We start from the raw sequence: 14,942 nt of genomic DNA, 5'->3' as shown, positions 1-14,942 counted from the left end.
ACGGGCAGTCGGACGCCGCCTCGTGTCCGGGTCTCCCGACTGCGCTCGGCCGATCGGTGCAAGGTTCAGAGCAGACCGGCTTCCGTCATCAGTTCGGTGACCTTCGGGCTGTTGAGCTTCGCGGGGTCGACCGCCGGGGCCTGCAGGTCTGCCAGCGGAACCAGCTCGGGGTTGGCGGGCACGTCACTGGCCACCGTGTACTCGAACGATGTTCCGGTCTGCAATACTTCCTGCCCCGACTTACCCGTGACAAACTTCAAGAACTGCTGCGCCGCATCCTGATTCGAGCTGGACTTCAGAACTCCACCGCCCGAGACGCTGACGAATGCACCCGGATCCTGATTCCTGAAGTAGTGCAGAGCGACGTTGTTGCTGTTCTCCCCTGTCTTGGCCTGGTCGCCGAACCAGTAGTAGTGGTAGATCACTCCGCCCGGGATTTCTCCGGCATTGACGGCTTTCATCACCGTGTTGTTGCCCTTGTAGGTGCGGACGTTCTCCTTCATCCCGGCGAGCCACTGACGGGTGGCATCCTCGCCCCTCAGTTCGAGCAGCGCACTGACGATGGCCTGGAAGTCGGCCCCCGACGGCGACGCCGCCCAGCGGTCTTTCCACGCGGGGTCCTGCAGGTCGAGCAGCGACTTCGGGAGTTGGTCCTGGGGCAGTTGGTCCTTGTTGTACGCGAAGACCGTGGACCGCGCGGCGATACCGGTCCAGGCACCGCTCGACGGCCGGTACTGGCTCGGCACCTGATCGAGGACGTCCTGGTTCACGCCGGCGAACAGGCCGGCGTTCTCCACGAGGGTCATTGCCGGTGAGTTCTCGGTGAGGAACACGTCGGCCGGCGATTGATCCCCCTCCGCGACCAGTTGGTTGCCGAGTTCGGTGTCGCTCCCGTTGCGGAGTTCCACCTCGATGCCGGTCTCGGCAGTGAACGCGTCAGCCCATTCCTGAGTCAGCGACTCGTGCTGCGCGTTGTAGACAGTGAGCGTGTCGGCGTCGGACGAGGACTCCGAGCCGGAATCAGAGCACGCTGACACTGCCATCATCGCGGCGGTGGCGAATGCGATCCCCGCCATCAGTCGGATCTGCTTTCTCATGACATCCACCCGTCCTGTGTGTACGCCGGACCGCGCCTGGCCCTCGCGATGATCGTACTGTCAGGCATGGCAATCCTAAGGGGATTGGGAACCTGGTCGTCGCAAGAGGGCCGTCCGCTCCAGCCGATCGTGGAGGCCGTTGCTCTGCGCCTGACGACGGCGGACACGGTGGCCGCGTCCAAGTGGCGAAGCAATGCACCCATCGACGATCCGGCCCGCGAGGAGCAGGTCCTCGCGTCGGTCGCGGCGCAGGTACGTCCGATGATCGACCGGCAGAACACGCGGATTCTCGATCAGATGCGGGAGCAACAAGCAGTGCTAACCGGAACCGGCTGTCTACCCGCACTTCTCGACGCCGCTGGTGCAGTCGGGCAGACTCTCGGCCCGCTGCACCAAGCGACGTTGGCGCGTGCACTCGTCTCCCTCTGCGATCCGGTGGCACCGTAACTGGTTCCTACGCAACCGTTTCGAGAGATCGCCGCCCGTCAGCCCGTCACGCGATGAACGTTCCGATCGCCGGATTCGCCTGACAGATCGGGCTGCTACCGAAGTTGATCGACCCGAATGCCGTCGCGATCACGTTGCCCACGCCGGTGTTTACCGTGGCCGACAGGAACGGGTACACGCCACGCAGATCGACGATCCCGGAGCGGCCGTTGTCCGTGTTCACCCAGGCGACGGTGATCTGCGCGGCGGCGGGAATCGGAGGAGCCGCCGGCCGCGACTCGAAACGGATGTCGCCGTCGGCGATCGGCGGCGATGCCTCCGGTCCGGACTGCCCCGTGAGCGCCGTGAGCGACATCAAGCTGCCCTGATTCGGGCACCCGATGGTGAGGGCGGGCCCACCGAACGGATGAGGCGGGTCGGCCGCAGCGGTTCCGGCGGAGAGCACGGTGGCGCAGGCGGCGACCGGAAAGGTGATGGCGGCGATGCGGTGGACGAAACGTGCGACGGTCATGGCGACTCCTCGGAACGGTCCTCGCGGATGATTCGCTTGGGGATACCCCTGGTACAACGCATGAAACAAGGTTGCCCGAAAGGGATCCTTCAGCCGCCCGACTGGAGTCCCGCCGACCTCCACCGGATACGCGCGGTGGTGGTCGGCGAGTGACGCGTCAGTTCGTGGTGGGTGCCGACGTGATGTCGGGGGAGGCGAGCTTGGCCGAGTTCTGCTCTTCGAGATCCTCGAGGCGCGGCGGAGCGGTAGCGATCGGCGGGTGTTCCCGGCGGCTGATCGTGAACAGCACGGCGCCGCCTGCGATGAGGGAACCGATGAGGACACCGATCGCGAGGCGACGTCCCCGCGTCGACTTCGTTCGCGTCGCCGTCGAGTCTCCGGGGGTCAGCGACCCCACGACGCCCTGCGCTGCCTTCTTCACCGGGGTGGTTCGCGCGCGGGTGTAGCCCTTCTTCGCCAGCGAAACGCCCTGGCGGCCCAGGAACAGGCCGGCCGTTCCGGTTCCGGTGGCCGCGGTGAGAGCGGCCGAACGTGCCACACGCAGGGCCTGATCGACAGCCTCTGATTTCGTCGAGTACTCCGTCGCTCGTGTCATGTCCCCACTTTGTCACAAGACGGGGGCCCGCGAACGGATCGAAAGGCGCCCGATCCCACCGCGGAGGAACCAGCGGCAACCGCACAATGGCACGATGGTGGGGTGACTTCACCACATCAGACCGCAACCGCAACGCTGCACACCAACCGCGGCGACATCAAGATCGCGCTCTTCGGCAACCACGCTCCGAAGACCGTCGAGAACTTCGTCGGCCTCGCGCAGGGGTCGAAGGAGTACACCACCGCCAACGCAGGCGGCACCAACTCCGGCCCGTTCTACGACGGCGCCATCTTCCACCGCGTCATCGACGGCTTCATGATTCAGGGCGGTGACCCCACGGGCACCGGCGCCGGTGGTCCGGGCTACAAGTTCGGTGACGAGTTCCACCCCGAGCTGCAGTTCGACCGCGCCTACCTGCTGGCCATGGCCAATGCGGGCCCGGGCACCAACGGCTCGCAGTTCTTCATCACCACCGGCCCGACGCCGCACCTCAACCGTCGCCACACCATCTTCGGTGAGGTTGTCGACGAGGAGTCGAAGAAGGTCGTCGACGCCATCTCCTCCACCGCCACCGACCGGTCCGACCGCCCGCTGGAGCCGGTCGTGATCAACAGCGTTTCCATCGCGTAGGGAACACCAGACATGACCAACCCCGGCTGGGGCGGTGCTGCGAACGAGGGCACCCCGCCCCAGCCGCGGTGCGTCCGGCATCCCGACCGTCCCACCGCGTTGTCCTGCAATCGGTGTGGTCGCCCGTCATGCCCCGACTGTCTGCGTGAGGCCGCGGTCGGTTACCACTGCGTCGACTGTGTCGCCGCCGGCCGGCGCGACGTCCGGCCTGTGCGGGGTGTCGCCGGCAACACGGTGGTGCCCGGCCGTGTGACGCCGATCGTCACGTACACCCTGATGGGCCTCAACGTTCTCGCTTTCCTCGCAACTGCGGCGCAGTCACGCAGCATCCTGCACAACGAGAGTCCGTCGCCGCTGTTCTCCGACTGGGCGCTCAATCCCGGGTTGGTGGCCGACGGCCAGTGGATCCGATTGATCGGCAGCGGCTTCCTTCACTTCGGCCTGATCCATCTGGCCGTCAATATGTTCGCCCTCTACATCTTGGGCCGGGATACCGAACTGATCCTCGGACGCGCCCGCTACACGGCGGTGTACCTCGTGTCGCTTCTGGGCGGGTCGGCGTCCGTGATGGCGTTTCAATCCGTCTTCTCTTCGGGTGGCGGATTGAGTTGGACTGCCGGCGCATCCGGCGCAATCTTCGGCCTGATGGGTGCCCAGGCCATCATCTTGCTCCGCTTGCGTCGCAGCCCCGCCCCGATTGTGTCGGTGATCGCCATCAACGTGATCATCAGCCTGTCGATCCCCGGAATCTCGTTCTGGGGGCATCTCGGCGGCCTGGTCGCCGGCGCTCTCGCCACCGCCGGAATTCTCTACGGTCCTCAGGTGCTCGGTGTCGGCAACAACCGGGAACGCGCCGTCACCGTCGGCTGGCTCTGCCTCGGCGCGGTTCTTATTGCGACGCTCGGCGTGATCGCCGTGCGCATCGTGCAGCTGCGCGCCCAACTCGGCTACTGACGGGACTCCGGGCCTACCAGGCGGTGAACGGACAGGGCATCGAATACATCTTCCGGATTGGTACCCAGATCCCACCGCCCGAAGATCAGCAGGCGTTCGGTGCCGTCGGGGGCCCGGACGTCGATCTCGAGCATCGGCACCCGGCGTCCCAACCTCGGGTAGCGGACGATTCGCGCGCGCTCGATGTCGGACCGGTGGTACGTGCGGCGACCGCTCAACCGGCCCACCACGATGCGGCCCGCATTCCGATCCACCGCGAGCCGGGGGCGCTGGCGTCCCGCGGACGCCGCCGTCAGGAGGAGGCCGAGGGCTGCCACGGACACGAGAAGTCGCCCCGCCGGTTCCGTCGACACCAACAGGCCCGCGGCGCCCAGCACCACTCCGCCGATCGCGAGGGCGGCAACAGCGCTGAGCGGAGTGGACCACTGCAGCGGCGCGTCTTCAGTCATGGTCGGCCGACCTGCGGTTATCCACAGGGGTTGTCCACATTGGGGATGAATGACATCGGTGTAATTGGCTGTCTCAGCGCCAGCGCATCGTCATGATCAAACCCACCACCATGAAGCCGAACCCGATGAGGAAGTTGTAGGCCCCGAGGTCGTTCATCCAGGTGAGCTGATCGGCGGCCAGGTAGTAGACCAGCAGCCAGACCAGCCCGACCAGCATGAAGCCCAGCATCACCGAGACGTACAGCGTGCTCGACGGACCTGCCTTCACCTTCACCGGTGTGCGGCTCGCAGGGTTGATCGTGTAATCGGTCTTCTTCCGGACCTTCGACTTCGGCATGACGTCCTCGTTCGTGCGGTTCTACAGGAATGTGTGCAGGTAGATTCGAACTACCTGCGTTGCTGTACACGCTAACGTAGCCGCGATTCACAGGGCGAGGACGAGGGGACGGAAACACCGGTGACCAGGTCCAACTTGTGGCGGATCGCCGTGCTGGTGGTGTGTCTGGTCGCCGGGTTGCTGGTGGCCACCACCAGGCAGGTGTCGCACGGCAACGAAATTCGCGCCGGTGACTCCACTCGACTGTCCGACCTCGTCCGCAACGCCCAGGCCGAGACGGACGACGTGGCCGAGACCCGCGACCGGCTGGCAGCCGAGGTGGAGTCGCTGCAGCAGGAGGCCGCCGCCTCCGACACCGGGGTCGCGCAGGTGCTCGCCGACACCAAAGCCCTTGCCACGGACGCCGGGCTCACCCCGATGACCGGGCCCGGAATCACCGTCACTCTCACCGACGCCCCCCGCGACGCGGACGGCAAGTATCCAGTGGACGCAGCACCGGACGATCTCGTCGTGCACCAGCAGGATGTCCAGAGCGTGCTGAACGCACTGTGGGTGGGCGGTGCCGAGGCCGTCGGCATGCAGGACCAGCGGATCGTCAACACCTCGGCGCCGCGGTGCATCGGCAACACGCTGCTGCTGCACGGACGCACCTACAGCCCGCCGTACGTGATGTCGGCGATCGGCGACCCGGCCCGCCTCGAGGCGGCACTGGCCAACGAGCCGGGCATCCGGGTGTTCAAGCAGTACGCCACGCGGTTCGGCCTCGGCTATTCGCAGACGGCGTCCGGCCAGTTGACCGTGCCCGGATACGCGGGGCACTGAGTTTCAGCGGTCCCGGGTGCGTATCGAACGAAGGGCGCAGAATACCCTGGTCCCATGAGGATTCTCGTCGTCGACAACTACGACAGCTTCGTGTTCAACCTGGTCCAGTACCTCGGGCAGCTGGGAACACGGGCCGTGGTCTGGCGCAACGACGATCCGAACCTCACCGGGCCGGAGGCGATAGCGGCAGCAGCTGCCGACTTCGACGGCATCCTGCTCAGCCCGGGACCCGGCACACCGCAGCGGGCGGGCGCCACGATGGACCTCGTGAAGGCCTGCGCCGACTCCCGCACCCCGCTGCTCGGAGTCTGCCTCGGCCATCAAGCCATCGGAGCCGCGTTCGGTGCCACCGTGGACCGGGCACCGGAACTGCTGCACGGCAAGACCAGCGTCGTCCACCACAGCGGGAACGGTGTCCTGGCCGGCCTGCCCGATCCGTTCACCGCCACGCGCTATCACTCACTCACCGTTCTCGAGGACACCATCCCGGACGAACTCGAGGTGACGGCTCACACGGACAGCGGCATCGTCATGGCCATGCGACACCGGGAGCTTCCCATCCACGGTGTGCAGTTCCACCCGGAGTCCGTGCTCACACAGGGTGGGCACCGGATGCTGGCCAACTGGCTCACCGTGTGCGGCGACGCCCCGCAGGACTCGCTGGTCGACACCCTCGAGGCCGAGGTCGCGGAGGCGTTGGGGGCGTAGCCCCCGTGCGCCTTTCTGGTAGCTACTGCAACCAAAAAGGCGCACAGGCGGCGGAGCCGCCTATCTCGGGATGCCGAGCGTGCCCACACCGACGGACACGACCGCGTCCTTGGCGATCTCGGATCCCGGCGGCTGCTGCTGCGTGAGAACCTTCCCGACCATGTCGGGGTCGAGCGTCGACGTCTGCGTCTGGGCCAGTGAGCTCGACGAGCCGCTCCAGCCCGCACTGCGGAGAGTGGCCAGCGCCTGCGACACCGTTTTGCCCGTGAGGTCGGGCATCGCGATGTTGTCGCCGTTCGACACGCGAATCGTGATGGTGTCGCCCTTGGCCGCGGTCGAGCCGCCGACGGGATCCGTGGACACTACTTCGCCCTTGGGTTGACCGGAGTCGATCTGCTGGATGACCGCGGTGAATCCGGCGCCCTCGATGTTGGCCTGCGCCACCTCGACCTTCTGTCCGGTCACGTCGGGAATACGAATCTGCTCCGGCCCGCTGCCGAGGGTGATGGCCACCACGGAGTCGAGTGCGATGCTCGCCCCCGAGGACGGGTTCTGGTCGATCACCGTGTCGATCTCCGACGGCGACGACGGCGCACGGGCGACCGCGGTATCGAGGCGTAGCCCGACTGCGTTGAGTTCCTGCTGCGCTTCCTGCTGGCTCAGGCCCGCGAGTCGCGGCACCTTCACCTGTTCGGGACCGCTCGACACCTCGAGTGTGATCGTGCTGCCCTCGTCCACCTGGACACCGCCGACGGGACGGGTGGTGATGACGTTGCCGGTCGCCACGACAGCGTCCGGTTTCTGCTGCCGAGCTACCCGGAAGCCGAGGTTCTGCAGAGTCGTCTCCGCCTCGTCCGCGTTCTGGTTCGTCACATCCGGCATGGTCACCTGGTCGGCCTCCGAACCCGGTCCGACCGACCACAGGAAGGCGCCGACGATGCCGACGACGATCAGGCCTGCCAACGCGAGCAGTGCCATGCGCAGCGCGTTGTTCTTCTTCTCCGGCTCGGCCGGCTCACTCCTCGTGGCGGGACCCGGTACCGGTGCGGGCGGGCGGCGGTAGTGCCCGGCGCCGGTGTCGACGGCACCGAGGATGGTGGTGCGATCTTCGTCGCTCATCACCATCGGTGCGCTGGGACGCTGCCCGCCGAGGACCCGAACCAGGTCGCTGCGCATGTCGGCGGCCGTCTGGTAGCGGTTCGCCGGATTCTTGCTCATCGCCTTGAGAATCACCGAGTCGAGCTCGCGCGGAATGTCCGGGTTGATCTCGGACGGGGTCTGTGGATCCTCCCGCACATGCTGGTACGCCACCGCGACAGGTGAGTCGCCCTTGAACGGCGGCTGCCCGGTCAGGATCTCGAACAGCACGCAGCCGAGTGAGTACACGTCGGAACGGGCATCCACCTGCTCACCGCGGGCCTGCTCCGGCGACAGGTACTGGGCCGTGCCGATCACCGCGGCGGTCTGCGTCATCGGGCTGGAGGCGTCGGAGATCGCGCGGGCGATGCCGAAGTCCATCACCTTCACCGCGCCCGCACGGTTGATCATCACATTGGCGGGCTTCACGTCGCGGTGCACGATGCCGTTGCGATGACTGAAGTCCAGGGCGGCGCACACGTCGGAAATGATCTCCATCGCGCGGCGCGGGGCCATCGGACCCTCGCTCCGGACGATGTCGCGCAACGTGTCGCCGTCCACGTACTCCATCACGATGTACGGCAGCGGCCCGGCTTCGGTTTCGGCCTCACCGGTGTCGTAGACGGCCACGATCGCCGGATGGTTGAGCGCGGCCGCGTTCTGCGCCTCACGGCGGAACCGGAGGTAGAACGTGGGGTCGCGGGCAAGGTCGGCGCGCAGCACCTTGATCGCCACGTCACGGCTGAGGCGAACGTCACGAGCGAGATGGACCTCGGACATGCCACCGAAGCCGAGAATCTCACCCAGCTCGTAGCGTGAGGAGAGGTTACGCGGTGTCGTCATGGCAATCCTTGTGAAGTCGAAGTAGCTGACTCCTCCGACGTGGTCGTCGTGGTCGTCGTCGGTTCGGTGGTGGTGGTCGTGGTGGTCGTGGTCGTCGTCGGTTCGGTGGTGGTCGTGGTCGTCGTGGTGGTGGGGGGTTCCGTCGTCGTGGTCGTCGTCGGCGGTTCCGTGGTGGTCGTGGTGGGCGGTTCGGTGGTGGTCGTCGTCGTGGGACGGGGTGTCGTCGTGATCGTCCGCAGCGACGAGGTGACCGCCGGAATTGTCGGATCCTTCGTGTCACCACCGTCGAACAAGATCATTGCCAGGGCGATGATCGCCGCCAGCAGCAGAATGCCGCCGGCGCCCCAGGCCACCGCCCTCTGACCGTTGGTCAGGCCGCCGCGTTTCCGGTCGTCGTCGTCCGGGTCGGGAACCTGCCCGGTGACCGGGCCCATGTATGCCGCCTGCGAAGGGGGCATCATCTGGGTGGCCCCCGTCAGAGGAGGAGGCGGCAGCACGCGTGCCGTTCCACCAGCCACCGCACCGGGCGGCGGCGGACGCCGGCCCGCCCGCACAGCAGCGACCGCGTCCGCGAACTCGCCGCCACTGGAATAACGGACCGTCGGGTCCTTCGCGATGGTGATCTCGATCAATTCGCGAATGTTCGGCGGCAGGTCTGCCGGCAGCGGTGCCGGAGCCTCCTGCACGTGCTTCATCGCCACGGTGATGGCGCCGTCCCCGATGAAAGGACGCCGCCCCGACAGGGCCTCGTAGCCGACGATGCCGAGCGAATACACGTCACTCGCCGCAGTCGCGTCCTGCCCGAGCGCCTGCTCCGGAGCGATGTACTGGGCGGTGCCCATCACCATGCCGGTGCGCGTCACCGGCGAGTTCTCGACGGCCTTGGCGATACCGAAGTCGGTGATCTTCACCTGACCGGTGGGGGTGATCAGGATGTTGCCCGGCTTCACGTCACGGTGCACGACCCCGGCGTCGTGCGCCACTTGCAGTGAGCGCCCGGTCTGCTCGAGCATGTCCAGCGCATGGGGGACCGCGAGCCGGCCGACCCGCGCCAGGACGGCATTGAGCGGTTCACCGTTGACGAGTTCCATCACCAGGTAGGCGGTCGAATCGCCGGTGCTGTCCCGCACCTCGCCGTAGTCGTAGATACCGGCGATTCCTGAATGGTTCAGCTGCGCCGTGGTTCGCGCCTCGAAGCGGAAACGTTCGAGGAATTCGGGGTCCGACGAAAACTCGGACTTGAGGACCTTGACGGCTACGCGCCGGTTGAGCCGGTTGTCCGTCGCCTCCCAGACCTGTCCCATTCCGCCCGTCGCGATGAGGCGGATCAGGCGATATCGATTGGCGATCAGCGCGCCGTTGTTCAGTGCCACAATCAGCCCCCTTGTAATCCGGCTGCGATGACGGCACGGCCGATAGGTGCAGCCACCGAGCCGCCGGTTGCGGCCAGTGCTCGATCTCCGCCGTCCTCGACGATCACCGCGATGGCGACCGTCGGGTTCTGTGCGGGTGCAAAAGCGATGTACCAGGCGTGAGGCGGTGTGTTGCGCGGGTCGGTTCCGTGCTCCGCAGTTCCCGTCTTCGACGCGATCTGCACTCCGGGGATCTTGCCTGTACCGCTGGTGTTGTTCTCGGAGCCGATCATCAGGTCTGTCAGGGTGGCGGCCACCTGCGGCGACATCGCCTGCCCCTCGGACACCGGGTTGGTCGTCGCGAGGTTGGACAGGTCGGGTCCCTGCAGTTCCGATACCAGCTGCGGCTGCATGCGCACCCCGCCGTTGGCCACGGTAGCGGCGATCATCGCGTTCTGCAGGGGTGTCAGCGCCACATCTCGCTGGCCGATACTGCTCTGACCGAGTGCGGCGTCGTCGGGAATCGACCCCACCGTGCTGTCCGCGACCGGGAACGGGACACCCGGCATTTGACCGCCGACGCCGAGCGCCGCCGCCTGATCGGTGAGGGCGTCGGCCCCGGTCTTGATGCCGAGTTCGACGAACGCCGTGTTGCACGACCTGGCGAGTGCCTCACGCAGCGACGCCGTCGGTGCACCGCCGCAGGTGGACCCGTTGTAGTTCTCGAGTGTCGTCGCAGTATCGGGGAGGGTGATCTGCGGCGCTGCCGTCAACTGGTCTTCCGGGGTAGCTCCGGCGCCGAGCGCGGCCGCGGTGACGACCACCTTGAACGTGGAGCCCGGCGGGTAGGTCTGCGATACGGCCCGATTGAGCAGAGGCTTGCCGGGGTCGGCGTTGAGAGCCTCCCACGCCTGCGTGGTCTCGGTGCCGTCGTGGCTCGCGAGGACGTTCGGGTCGTAACTCGGGGTGCTCACCATCGTCAGGATCCGGCCGGTGCTCGGCTCGATGGCCACGACGGATCCCGTGTAGCCCTTCGACGTCAGTTGGTCGTAGGCGACCTGCTGCATCACCGGATTGATCGTGCTGACGACGTTGCCGCCGCGCGGATCACGCCCCGACACCAGGTCGAAGAACCGGCGGCCGAACAGCCGGTTGTCCGAACCGTTGAGTACCGGGTCCTCGGCACGCTCGAGACCCGTGCTGCCGTACTGCATGGAGTAGAAGCCGGTGACGGGTGCGTTGGCCAGCGGGCTCGACGGCGCCGCCGGGTTCGGCGGGTAGGTCCGCAGGTACTTGTAGCGGTCCTCGGTGGGCACGGACGCCGCGAGCACCTGTCCCGCGGCGGAGATCTGACCGCGCTGGCGGGAGTACTCGTCGAGGAGGACGCGCGAGTTCCGCGGATCGGCTCGAAGGTCGTCCGCCTTGATGACCTGCACATAGGTGGCGTTGGCGAGGAGGGCGACCACCATGACCATGACAGCGATCGCGACGCGGCGCAGTGGTGTGTTCATGTGCGCGGCACCATTTCGGTGGGAGCGTCGGCGATGGGGGCGGGACCCTTCTTCTTCGGGACGGCCGGCTCGCGGGCGGCGTCCGAGATCTTGATCAGAATGGCGAGCAAAAGGTAGTTGGCCAGCAGCGACGACCCACCGTACGACATGAACGGCGTGGTCAGCCCCGTGAGGGGAATCAACTTGGTGACACCGCCGACGACGACGAACACCTGCACGGCGATGGTGAACGACAGTCCGGCCGCGAGGAGCTTGCCGAAGCTGTCCCGTACTGCGAGCGCGGTGCGCAGGCCGCGGATGACGAGGATCAGAAACAGCATCAGTACGGCGGCGAGACCGATCAGGCCCAGTTCCTCGCCGATCGTGGCCACGATGAAGTCGGTCTTCGCGAACGGCACCTGCGCCGGCCGGCCGCTGCCGAGTCCGGTTCCGGCGACACCACCGGTTGCGAGCCCGAACAACGACTGCGAGATCTGGTATCCGGTGTTGTTGTAGTCGGCCAGCGGGTCGAGCCACGTGCTGACGCGGACCCGTACGTGACCGAACAGGTGATAGGCGAAGAAGAAACCGATCGCGAGGAGCCCACCGCCGATGAGCAGCCAGCCGACGCGTTCGGTGGCGATGTACAGCATCACCAGAACGGTGCTGAACAACAGCAGTGACGTGCCGAGATCCTTTTCGAACACCAGCACGCCCACCGACACCATCCAGGCGAGGAGGATCGGGCCGAGGTCACGGGCACGGGGCAAATCCATCCCGAAGATGTGCTTGCCGGCCGTGGTGAACAGGTCACGCTTCGCGACCAGGACGGACGCGAAGAAGATGATCAGCAGAATTTTGGCGAACTCGCCTGGCTGAATGCTGAAGCCGGGAAGCCGGATCCAGATTTTTGCGCCGTTCACCTCGGAGAAGCTCGACGGCAGGATAGCGGGAATGGCGAGGAAGACCAGTCCCGCAAGACCCAGCGTGTAGCTGTAGCGTGCGAGCAGTCGATAGTCCTTCAGCAACACCAGGACAGCGACGAAACCCGCGATGGCCAGCGTCGTCCACAGCACCTGCTGGTTGGCGTCGGGCGAGGGGACGGGCAGCCCGAAGTACTGGGCCGACTGTGCGTCGGCCAGATCGAGGCGGTGAATCAACACCAGCCCGAGGCCGTTGAGCAGGGCGACGATGGGAAGGATCAGCGGATCGGCATACGGCGCGAACCGCCGGACCGCGAGGTGCGCGATCAGGAACAGTGCTGCGTACGCTGCCGCGTATTTGCCGAGATCCCAGGTGATGCTCTGTTCCTGGCTGGCCTCGACCAGCACCAGTGACAGAGTCGTGATCAGAATCGCGAGACCGATGAGGATCAGCTCGGTGTTGCGACGCGTCGATTGGACAGGGGCTGGTGCGAACCCGCCCGGTGGACTGGGAAACTGCGCCCCCGGTGAAGCACTTGCGACGGACATCAGCTAGCCGTCCTGCAGTTCTGACCGGGGACCTGGGTCGTGGTCGGTGTCGGTGTCGGTGTCGGTGGTACAGCCGTCTCGGGAGTTTGCGCCGGCGGAGCAGGTGTGGGCGCCGGGGGAGGCTCCGGAGTGGGTGACGGAACCGGGACAGGGCTAGTGGTGGTCGTGGCCGGCTGCGATTCGCAGACGGGCAGGAGATCGTTGTCGGCCAGCCGTGCCATCTGATTCCGGACGTCGTCGAGCTTGCCCGACGGCAAACCGGCGCGGACCTGTTCGCGGGCCGACGGCTGGAGGTCGTCGACCTGGAGAATGGTGCACCCGGTTGGCGAGTCGGTGGGCGACATCAGCGTGAGCGAACCGGTGTCGGTGACACAGCCGACGAGGTTGGCTTCCTGGAGCGAGTAACCCAGCACCGAACCCGGGACGCCACGCAGTACGGTCACACGTTCGCCGTCGGCGCCGACGTAGTAGTTGTTGCGGATCAGGGCCCGCCCTACGAAGGCAGCGACGGCGACGACGACGATGAGACCGAGCGCCAGCGCCGCCCACCACATACGGTGGCGCGTCTTCTTCGTCGGCGCTTCCTCGACCTGCGGCACGACGCGTTTGGGCGTCGCGCGCGGCGGCCGCATCGCTGCGGCACGGCCTGCGGCAGTGTTCGGCGGCGGGGCGTCATCGTCGTCGTCGGCGGATGCCGCCCCGGCCACGATCGGGTGGCTCTGCCCGTAGTCGAGGTCGATGACGTCGGCGACCACGACCGTCACGTTGTCGGGACCACCGCTGCGCAACGCGAGTTCGATGAGCCGGTCGGCGCATTCGTCCTGGCTGCCCTCACGCATCGTGTTCTCGATGGTCTCGTCACTCACCACATCCGAAAGCCCGTCGGAACACAGCAGATAACGGTCGCCGGCGCGGGCCTCCCGGACCGTGAGGGTGGGCTCGATCTCGTTGCCGGTGAGCGCCCGCATGATGAGGGAACGCTGCGGATGGGTGTGCGCCTGTTCCGCCGTGATCCGTCCCTCGTCGACGAGGGACTGCACGAACGTGTCGTCCCGCGTGATCTGCGTCAGGGTGTTGTCGCGCAGAAGGTAGGCGCGGGAGTCGCCGATGTGAACCAGTCCGAGTTTGCTCCCGGAAAAGAGGATCGCGGTGAGCGTGGTGCCCATGCCGTCGAGCTCCGGATCCTCCTCGACATGGTCGGCGATGGAGTCGTTGCCCTCACGCGTGGCCGCCTCGAGCTTGCCCAGAAGGTCTTCGCCCGGCTCGTCGTCGTCGAGATGCGCGAGCGCCGCAATCATCAACTGCGACGCGACCTCACCTGCCGCATGACCACCCATACCGTCCGCCAGCGCCAGCAGTCGCGCACCGGCATAGACAGAGTCTTCGTTGTTGGATCGGACGAGGCCACGGTCGCTGCGGGCGGCATAGCGGAGTACGAGGGTCACGGGCGCAACTCGATTACCGTCTTGCCGACGCGTACGGGAGTACCGAGCGGCACGCGGACAGATGTGGTGACCTTGGCGCGGTCGAGGTAGGTGCCGTTGGTGGAGCCGAGGTCTTCGACGTACCAATCGGCGCCCCGCGGAGAGAGCCGGGCGTGCCGGGTGGACGCGTAGTCGTCGGTGAGTACGAGGGTGGAGTCGTCGGCCCGCCCGATCAGAACCGGCTGGGTACCCAAGGTGATGCGAGTGCCCGCCAGGCCACCCTGCGTGACCACGAGATACTTGGCCGACTTCGTCTTACCCAGGGAAGGCAGAACGTTGCCGGTGCGCGAGTACCTGGGGGGAACCCGGACGCCGGACCCTGCGTAGATGTCACCCCGGAGCGCCCTGAGTACAGACCACACGAAGAGCCACAGCAGAAGCAGAAAGCCTGCTCGCGTGAGTTGCAGAATCAAACCTTGCACGGCAGTCCACCTCCTTCTGTTGCCGAAACGGTCGAGTCTCCGGCGTCTTTTTCTCGCAGCATCATAGGGGCAATCCGCACCCTGCGATCAGGATACGGACAGCCCCCAACGATACGGAGTCGCCACCGTGTTACCTCCGACACGGCCTCCGACGGGGTGTCGGTCGAGCATCGAACGCATCTCGAAAGGGTC

At 66.6% G+C, this 14,942-nt stretch carries 16 protein-coding genes; 5 read left to right on the top strand and 11 right to left on the bottom strand.

Annotated elements, in window-relative coordinates; genetic code table 11:
- Window positions 1-65: 65 nt before the first annotated feature.
- On the bottom strand, window positions 66-1,097 hold the full coding sequence (locus L1080_RS26220) for an iron ABC transporter substrate-binding protein (RefSeq protein ID WP_250774100.1): 1,032 nt from the start codon (window positions 1,095-1,097) through the stop codon (window positions 66-68).
- 66 nt (window positions 1,098-1,163) lie between these two features.
- On the opposite strand from L1080_RS26220, the gene L1080_RS26215 reads away from it, so the two are divergent.
- Window positions 1,164-1,544: a chorismate mutase gene (locus L1080_RS26215; protein WP_250774108.1), complete on the top strand. Its 381-nt coding sequence runs from the start codon at window positions 1,164-1,166 to the stop codon at window positions 1,542-1,544.
- 46 nt (window positions 1,545-1,590) lie between these two features.
- Here L1080_RS26215 and L1080_RS26210 read toward each other — a convergent pair whose 3' ends face one another.
- Window positions 1,591-2,055, bottom strand: coding sequence for a hypothetical protein (locus L1080_RS26210; protein ID WP_109325329.1), 465 nt, complete (start codon window positions 2,053-2,055; stop codon window positions 1,591-1,593).
- A 157-nt stretch (window positions 2,056-2,212) separates the two neighbouring features.
- Entirely contained in the window at window positions 2,213-2,650 is a 438-nt protein-coding gene (locus tag L1080_RS26205; RefSeq protein WP_250774110.1) for a hypothetical protein, read from the bottom strand.
- Window positions 2,651-2,752: 102 nt separating this feature from the next.
- On the opposite strand from L1080_RS26205, the gene L1080_RS26200 reads away from it, so the two are divergent.
- Complete coding sequence (locus L1080_RS26200) at window positions 2,753-3,280, top strand: peptidylprolyl isomerase (protein ID WP_159918460.1); 528 nt, start codon at window positions 2,753-2,755, stop codon at window positions 3,278-3,280.
- A gap of 12 nt (window positions 3,281-3,292) precedes the next feature.
- Window positions 3,293-4,234: a rhomboid family intramembrane serine protease gene (locus tag L1080_RS26195; protein WP_159918461.1), complete on the top strand. Its 942-nt coding sequence runs from the start codon at window positions 3,293-3,295 to the stop codon at window positions 4,232-4,234.
- Here L1080_RS26195 and L1080_RS26190 read toward each other — a convergent pair.
- A complete protein-coding gene (locus L1080_RS26190; protein WP_159918462.1) occupies window positions 4,228-4,683 on the bottom strand; it encodes a PH domain-containing protein in 456 nt (151 codons plus the stop codon). The genes L1080_RS26195 and L1080_RS26190 overlap by 7 nt on opposite strands.
- Window positions 4,684-4,756: 73 nt before the next feature.
- On the bottom strand, window positions 4,757-5,020 hold the full coding sequence (crgA, locus tag L1080_RS26185; protein WP_109325346.1) for a cell division protein CrgA: 264 nt from the start codon (window positions 5,018-5,020) through the stop codon (window positions 4,757-4,759).
- A gap of 120 nt (window positions 5,021-5,140) precedes the next feature.
- Here crgA and L1080_RS26180 point away from each other — a divergent pair, with 120 nt between their 5' ends.
- Window positions 5,141-5,842, top strand: a complete 702-nt coding sequence (locus L1080_RS26180) for a DUF881 domain-containing protein (protein ID WP_250774112.1) — start codon at window positions 5,141-5,143, stop codon at window positions 5,840-5,842.
- 54 nt (window positions 5,843-5,896) lie between these two features.
- A complete protein-coding gene (locus tag L1080_RS26175) occupies window positions 5,897-6,550 on the top strand; it encodes an aminodeoxychorismate/anthranilate synthase component II (protein ID WP_159918464.1) in 654 nt (217 codons plus the stop codon).
- A 60-nt stretch (window positions 6,551-6,610) separates the two neighbouring features.
- Here the strand turns inward: L1080_RS26175 and pknB are convergent, their stop codons facing one another.
- Genes pknB through L1080_RS26145 form a run of 6 tightly spaced genes read right to left on the bottom strand, consistent with a single transcriptional unit; the run spans window position 6,611 to window position 14,750 of the window.
- On the bottom strand, window positions 6,611-8,530 hold the full coding sequence (gene pknB, locus L1080_RS26170; RefSeq protein ID WP_109325350.1) for a Stk1 family PASTA domain-containing Ser/Thr kinase: 1,920 nt from the start codon (window positions 8,528-8,530) through the stop codon (window positions 6,611-6,613).
- Complete coding sequence (locus L1080_RS26165; protein WP_250774114.1) at window positions 8,527-9,903, bottom strand: protein kinase domain-containing protein; 1,377 nt, start codon at window positions 9,901-9,903, stop codon at window positions 8,527-8,529. Before L1080_RS26165 ends, pknB begins: the two co-directional genes overlap by 4 nt.
- Window positions 9,904-9,905: 2 nt before the next feature.
- Entirely contained in the window at window positions 9,906-11,393 is a 1,488-nt protein-coding gene (locus tag L1080_RS26160; protein WP_109325352.1) for a penicillin-binding transpeptidase domain-containing protein, read from the bottom strand.
- Complete coding sequence (locus L1080_RS26155) at window positions 11,390-12,844, bottom strand: FtsW/RodA/SpoVE family cell cycle protein (RefSeq protein ID WP_159918467.1); 1,455 nt, start codon at window positions 12,842-12,844, stop codon at window positions 11,390-11,392. The genes L1080_RS26160 and L1080_RS26155 overlap by 4 nt, the downstream gene beginning before the upstream one ends.
- Window positions 12,844-14,289, bottom strand: coding sequence for a PP2C family protein-serine/threonine phosphatase (locus L1080_RS26150; RefSeq protein WP_250774117.1), 1,446 nt, complete (start codon window positions 14,287-14,289; stop codon window positions 12,844-12,846). Before L1080_RS26150 ends, L1080_RS26155 begins: the two co-directional genes overlap by 1 nt.
- Complete coding sequence (locus L1080_RS26145; RefSeq protein WP_159918469.1) at window positions 14,286-14,750, bottom strand: FHA domain-containing protein FhaB/FipA; 465 nt, start codon at window positions 14,748-14,750, stop codon at window positions 14,286-14,288. The genes L1080_RS26150 and L1080_RS26145 overlap by 4 nt, the downstream gene beginning before the upstream one ends.
- Between the last annotated feature and the right edge of the window lie 192 nt (window positions 14,751-14,942).

Origin of the sequence: Rhodococcus sp. MSC1_016 (genome assembly GCF_023667485.2) — a bacterium.
Lineage (GTDB): Bacteria > Actinomycetota > Actinomycetes > Mycobacteriales > Mycobacteriaceae > Rhodococcus_F > Rhodococcus_F oxybenzonivorans.
This window is presented reverse-complemented; position numbering and strand designations above follow the sequence as displayed.

Bases quoted from the DNA above. Each gene is read 5' to 3' on its own strand.
- L1080_RS26220 (WP_250774100.1), bottom strand. From the start codon at position 1,097: ATGAGAAAGCAGATCCGACTGATGGCGGGGATCGCATTCGCCACCGCC.
- L1080_RS26215 (WP_250774108.1), top strand. From the start codon at position 1,164: ATGGCAATCCTAAGGGGATTGGGAACCTGGTCGTCGCAAGAGGGCCGT.
- L1080_RS26210 (WP_109325329.1), bottom strand. From the start codon at position 2,055: ATGACCGTCGCACGTTTCGTCCACCGCATCGCCGCCATCACCTTTCCG.
- L1080_RS26205 (WP_250774110.1), bottom strand. From the start codon at position 2,650: ATGACACGAGCGACGGAGTACTCGACGAAATCAGAGGCTGTCGATCAG.
- L1080_RS26195 (WP_159918461.1), top strand. From the start codon at position 3,293: ATGACCAACCCCGGCTGGGGCGGTGCTGCGAACGAGGGCACCCCGCCC.
- L1080_RS26190 (WP_159918462.1), bottom strand. From the start codon at position 4,683: ATGACTGAAGACGCGCCGCTGCAGTGGTCCACTCCGCTCAGCGCTGTT.
- crgA (WP_109325346.1), bottom strand. From the start codon at position 5,020: ATGCCGAAGTCGAAGGTCCGGAAGAAGACCGATTACACGATCAACCCT.
- L1080_RS26175 (WP_159918464.1), top strand. From the start codon at position 5,897: ATGAGGATTCTCGTCGTCGACAACTACGACAGCTTCGTGTTCAACCTG.
- pknB (WP_109325350.1), bottom strand. From the start codon at position 8,530: ATGACGACACCGCGTAACCTCTCCTCACGCTACGAGCTGGGTGAGATT.
- L1080_RS26160 (WP_109325352.1), bottom strand. From the start codon at position 11,393: ATGAACACACCACTGCGCCGCGTCGCGATCGCTGTCATGGTCATGGTG.
- L1080_RS26155 (WP_159918467.1), bottom strand. From the start codon at position 12,844: ATGTCCGTCGCAAGTGCTTCACCGGGGGCGCAGTTTCCCAGTCCACCG.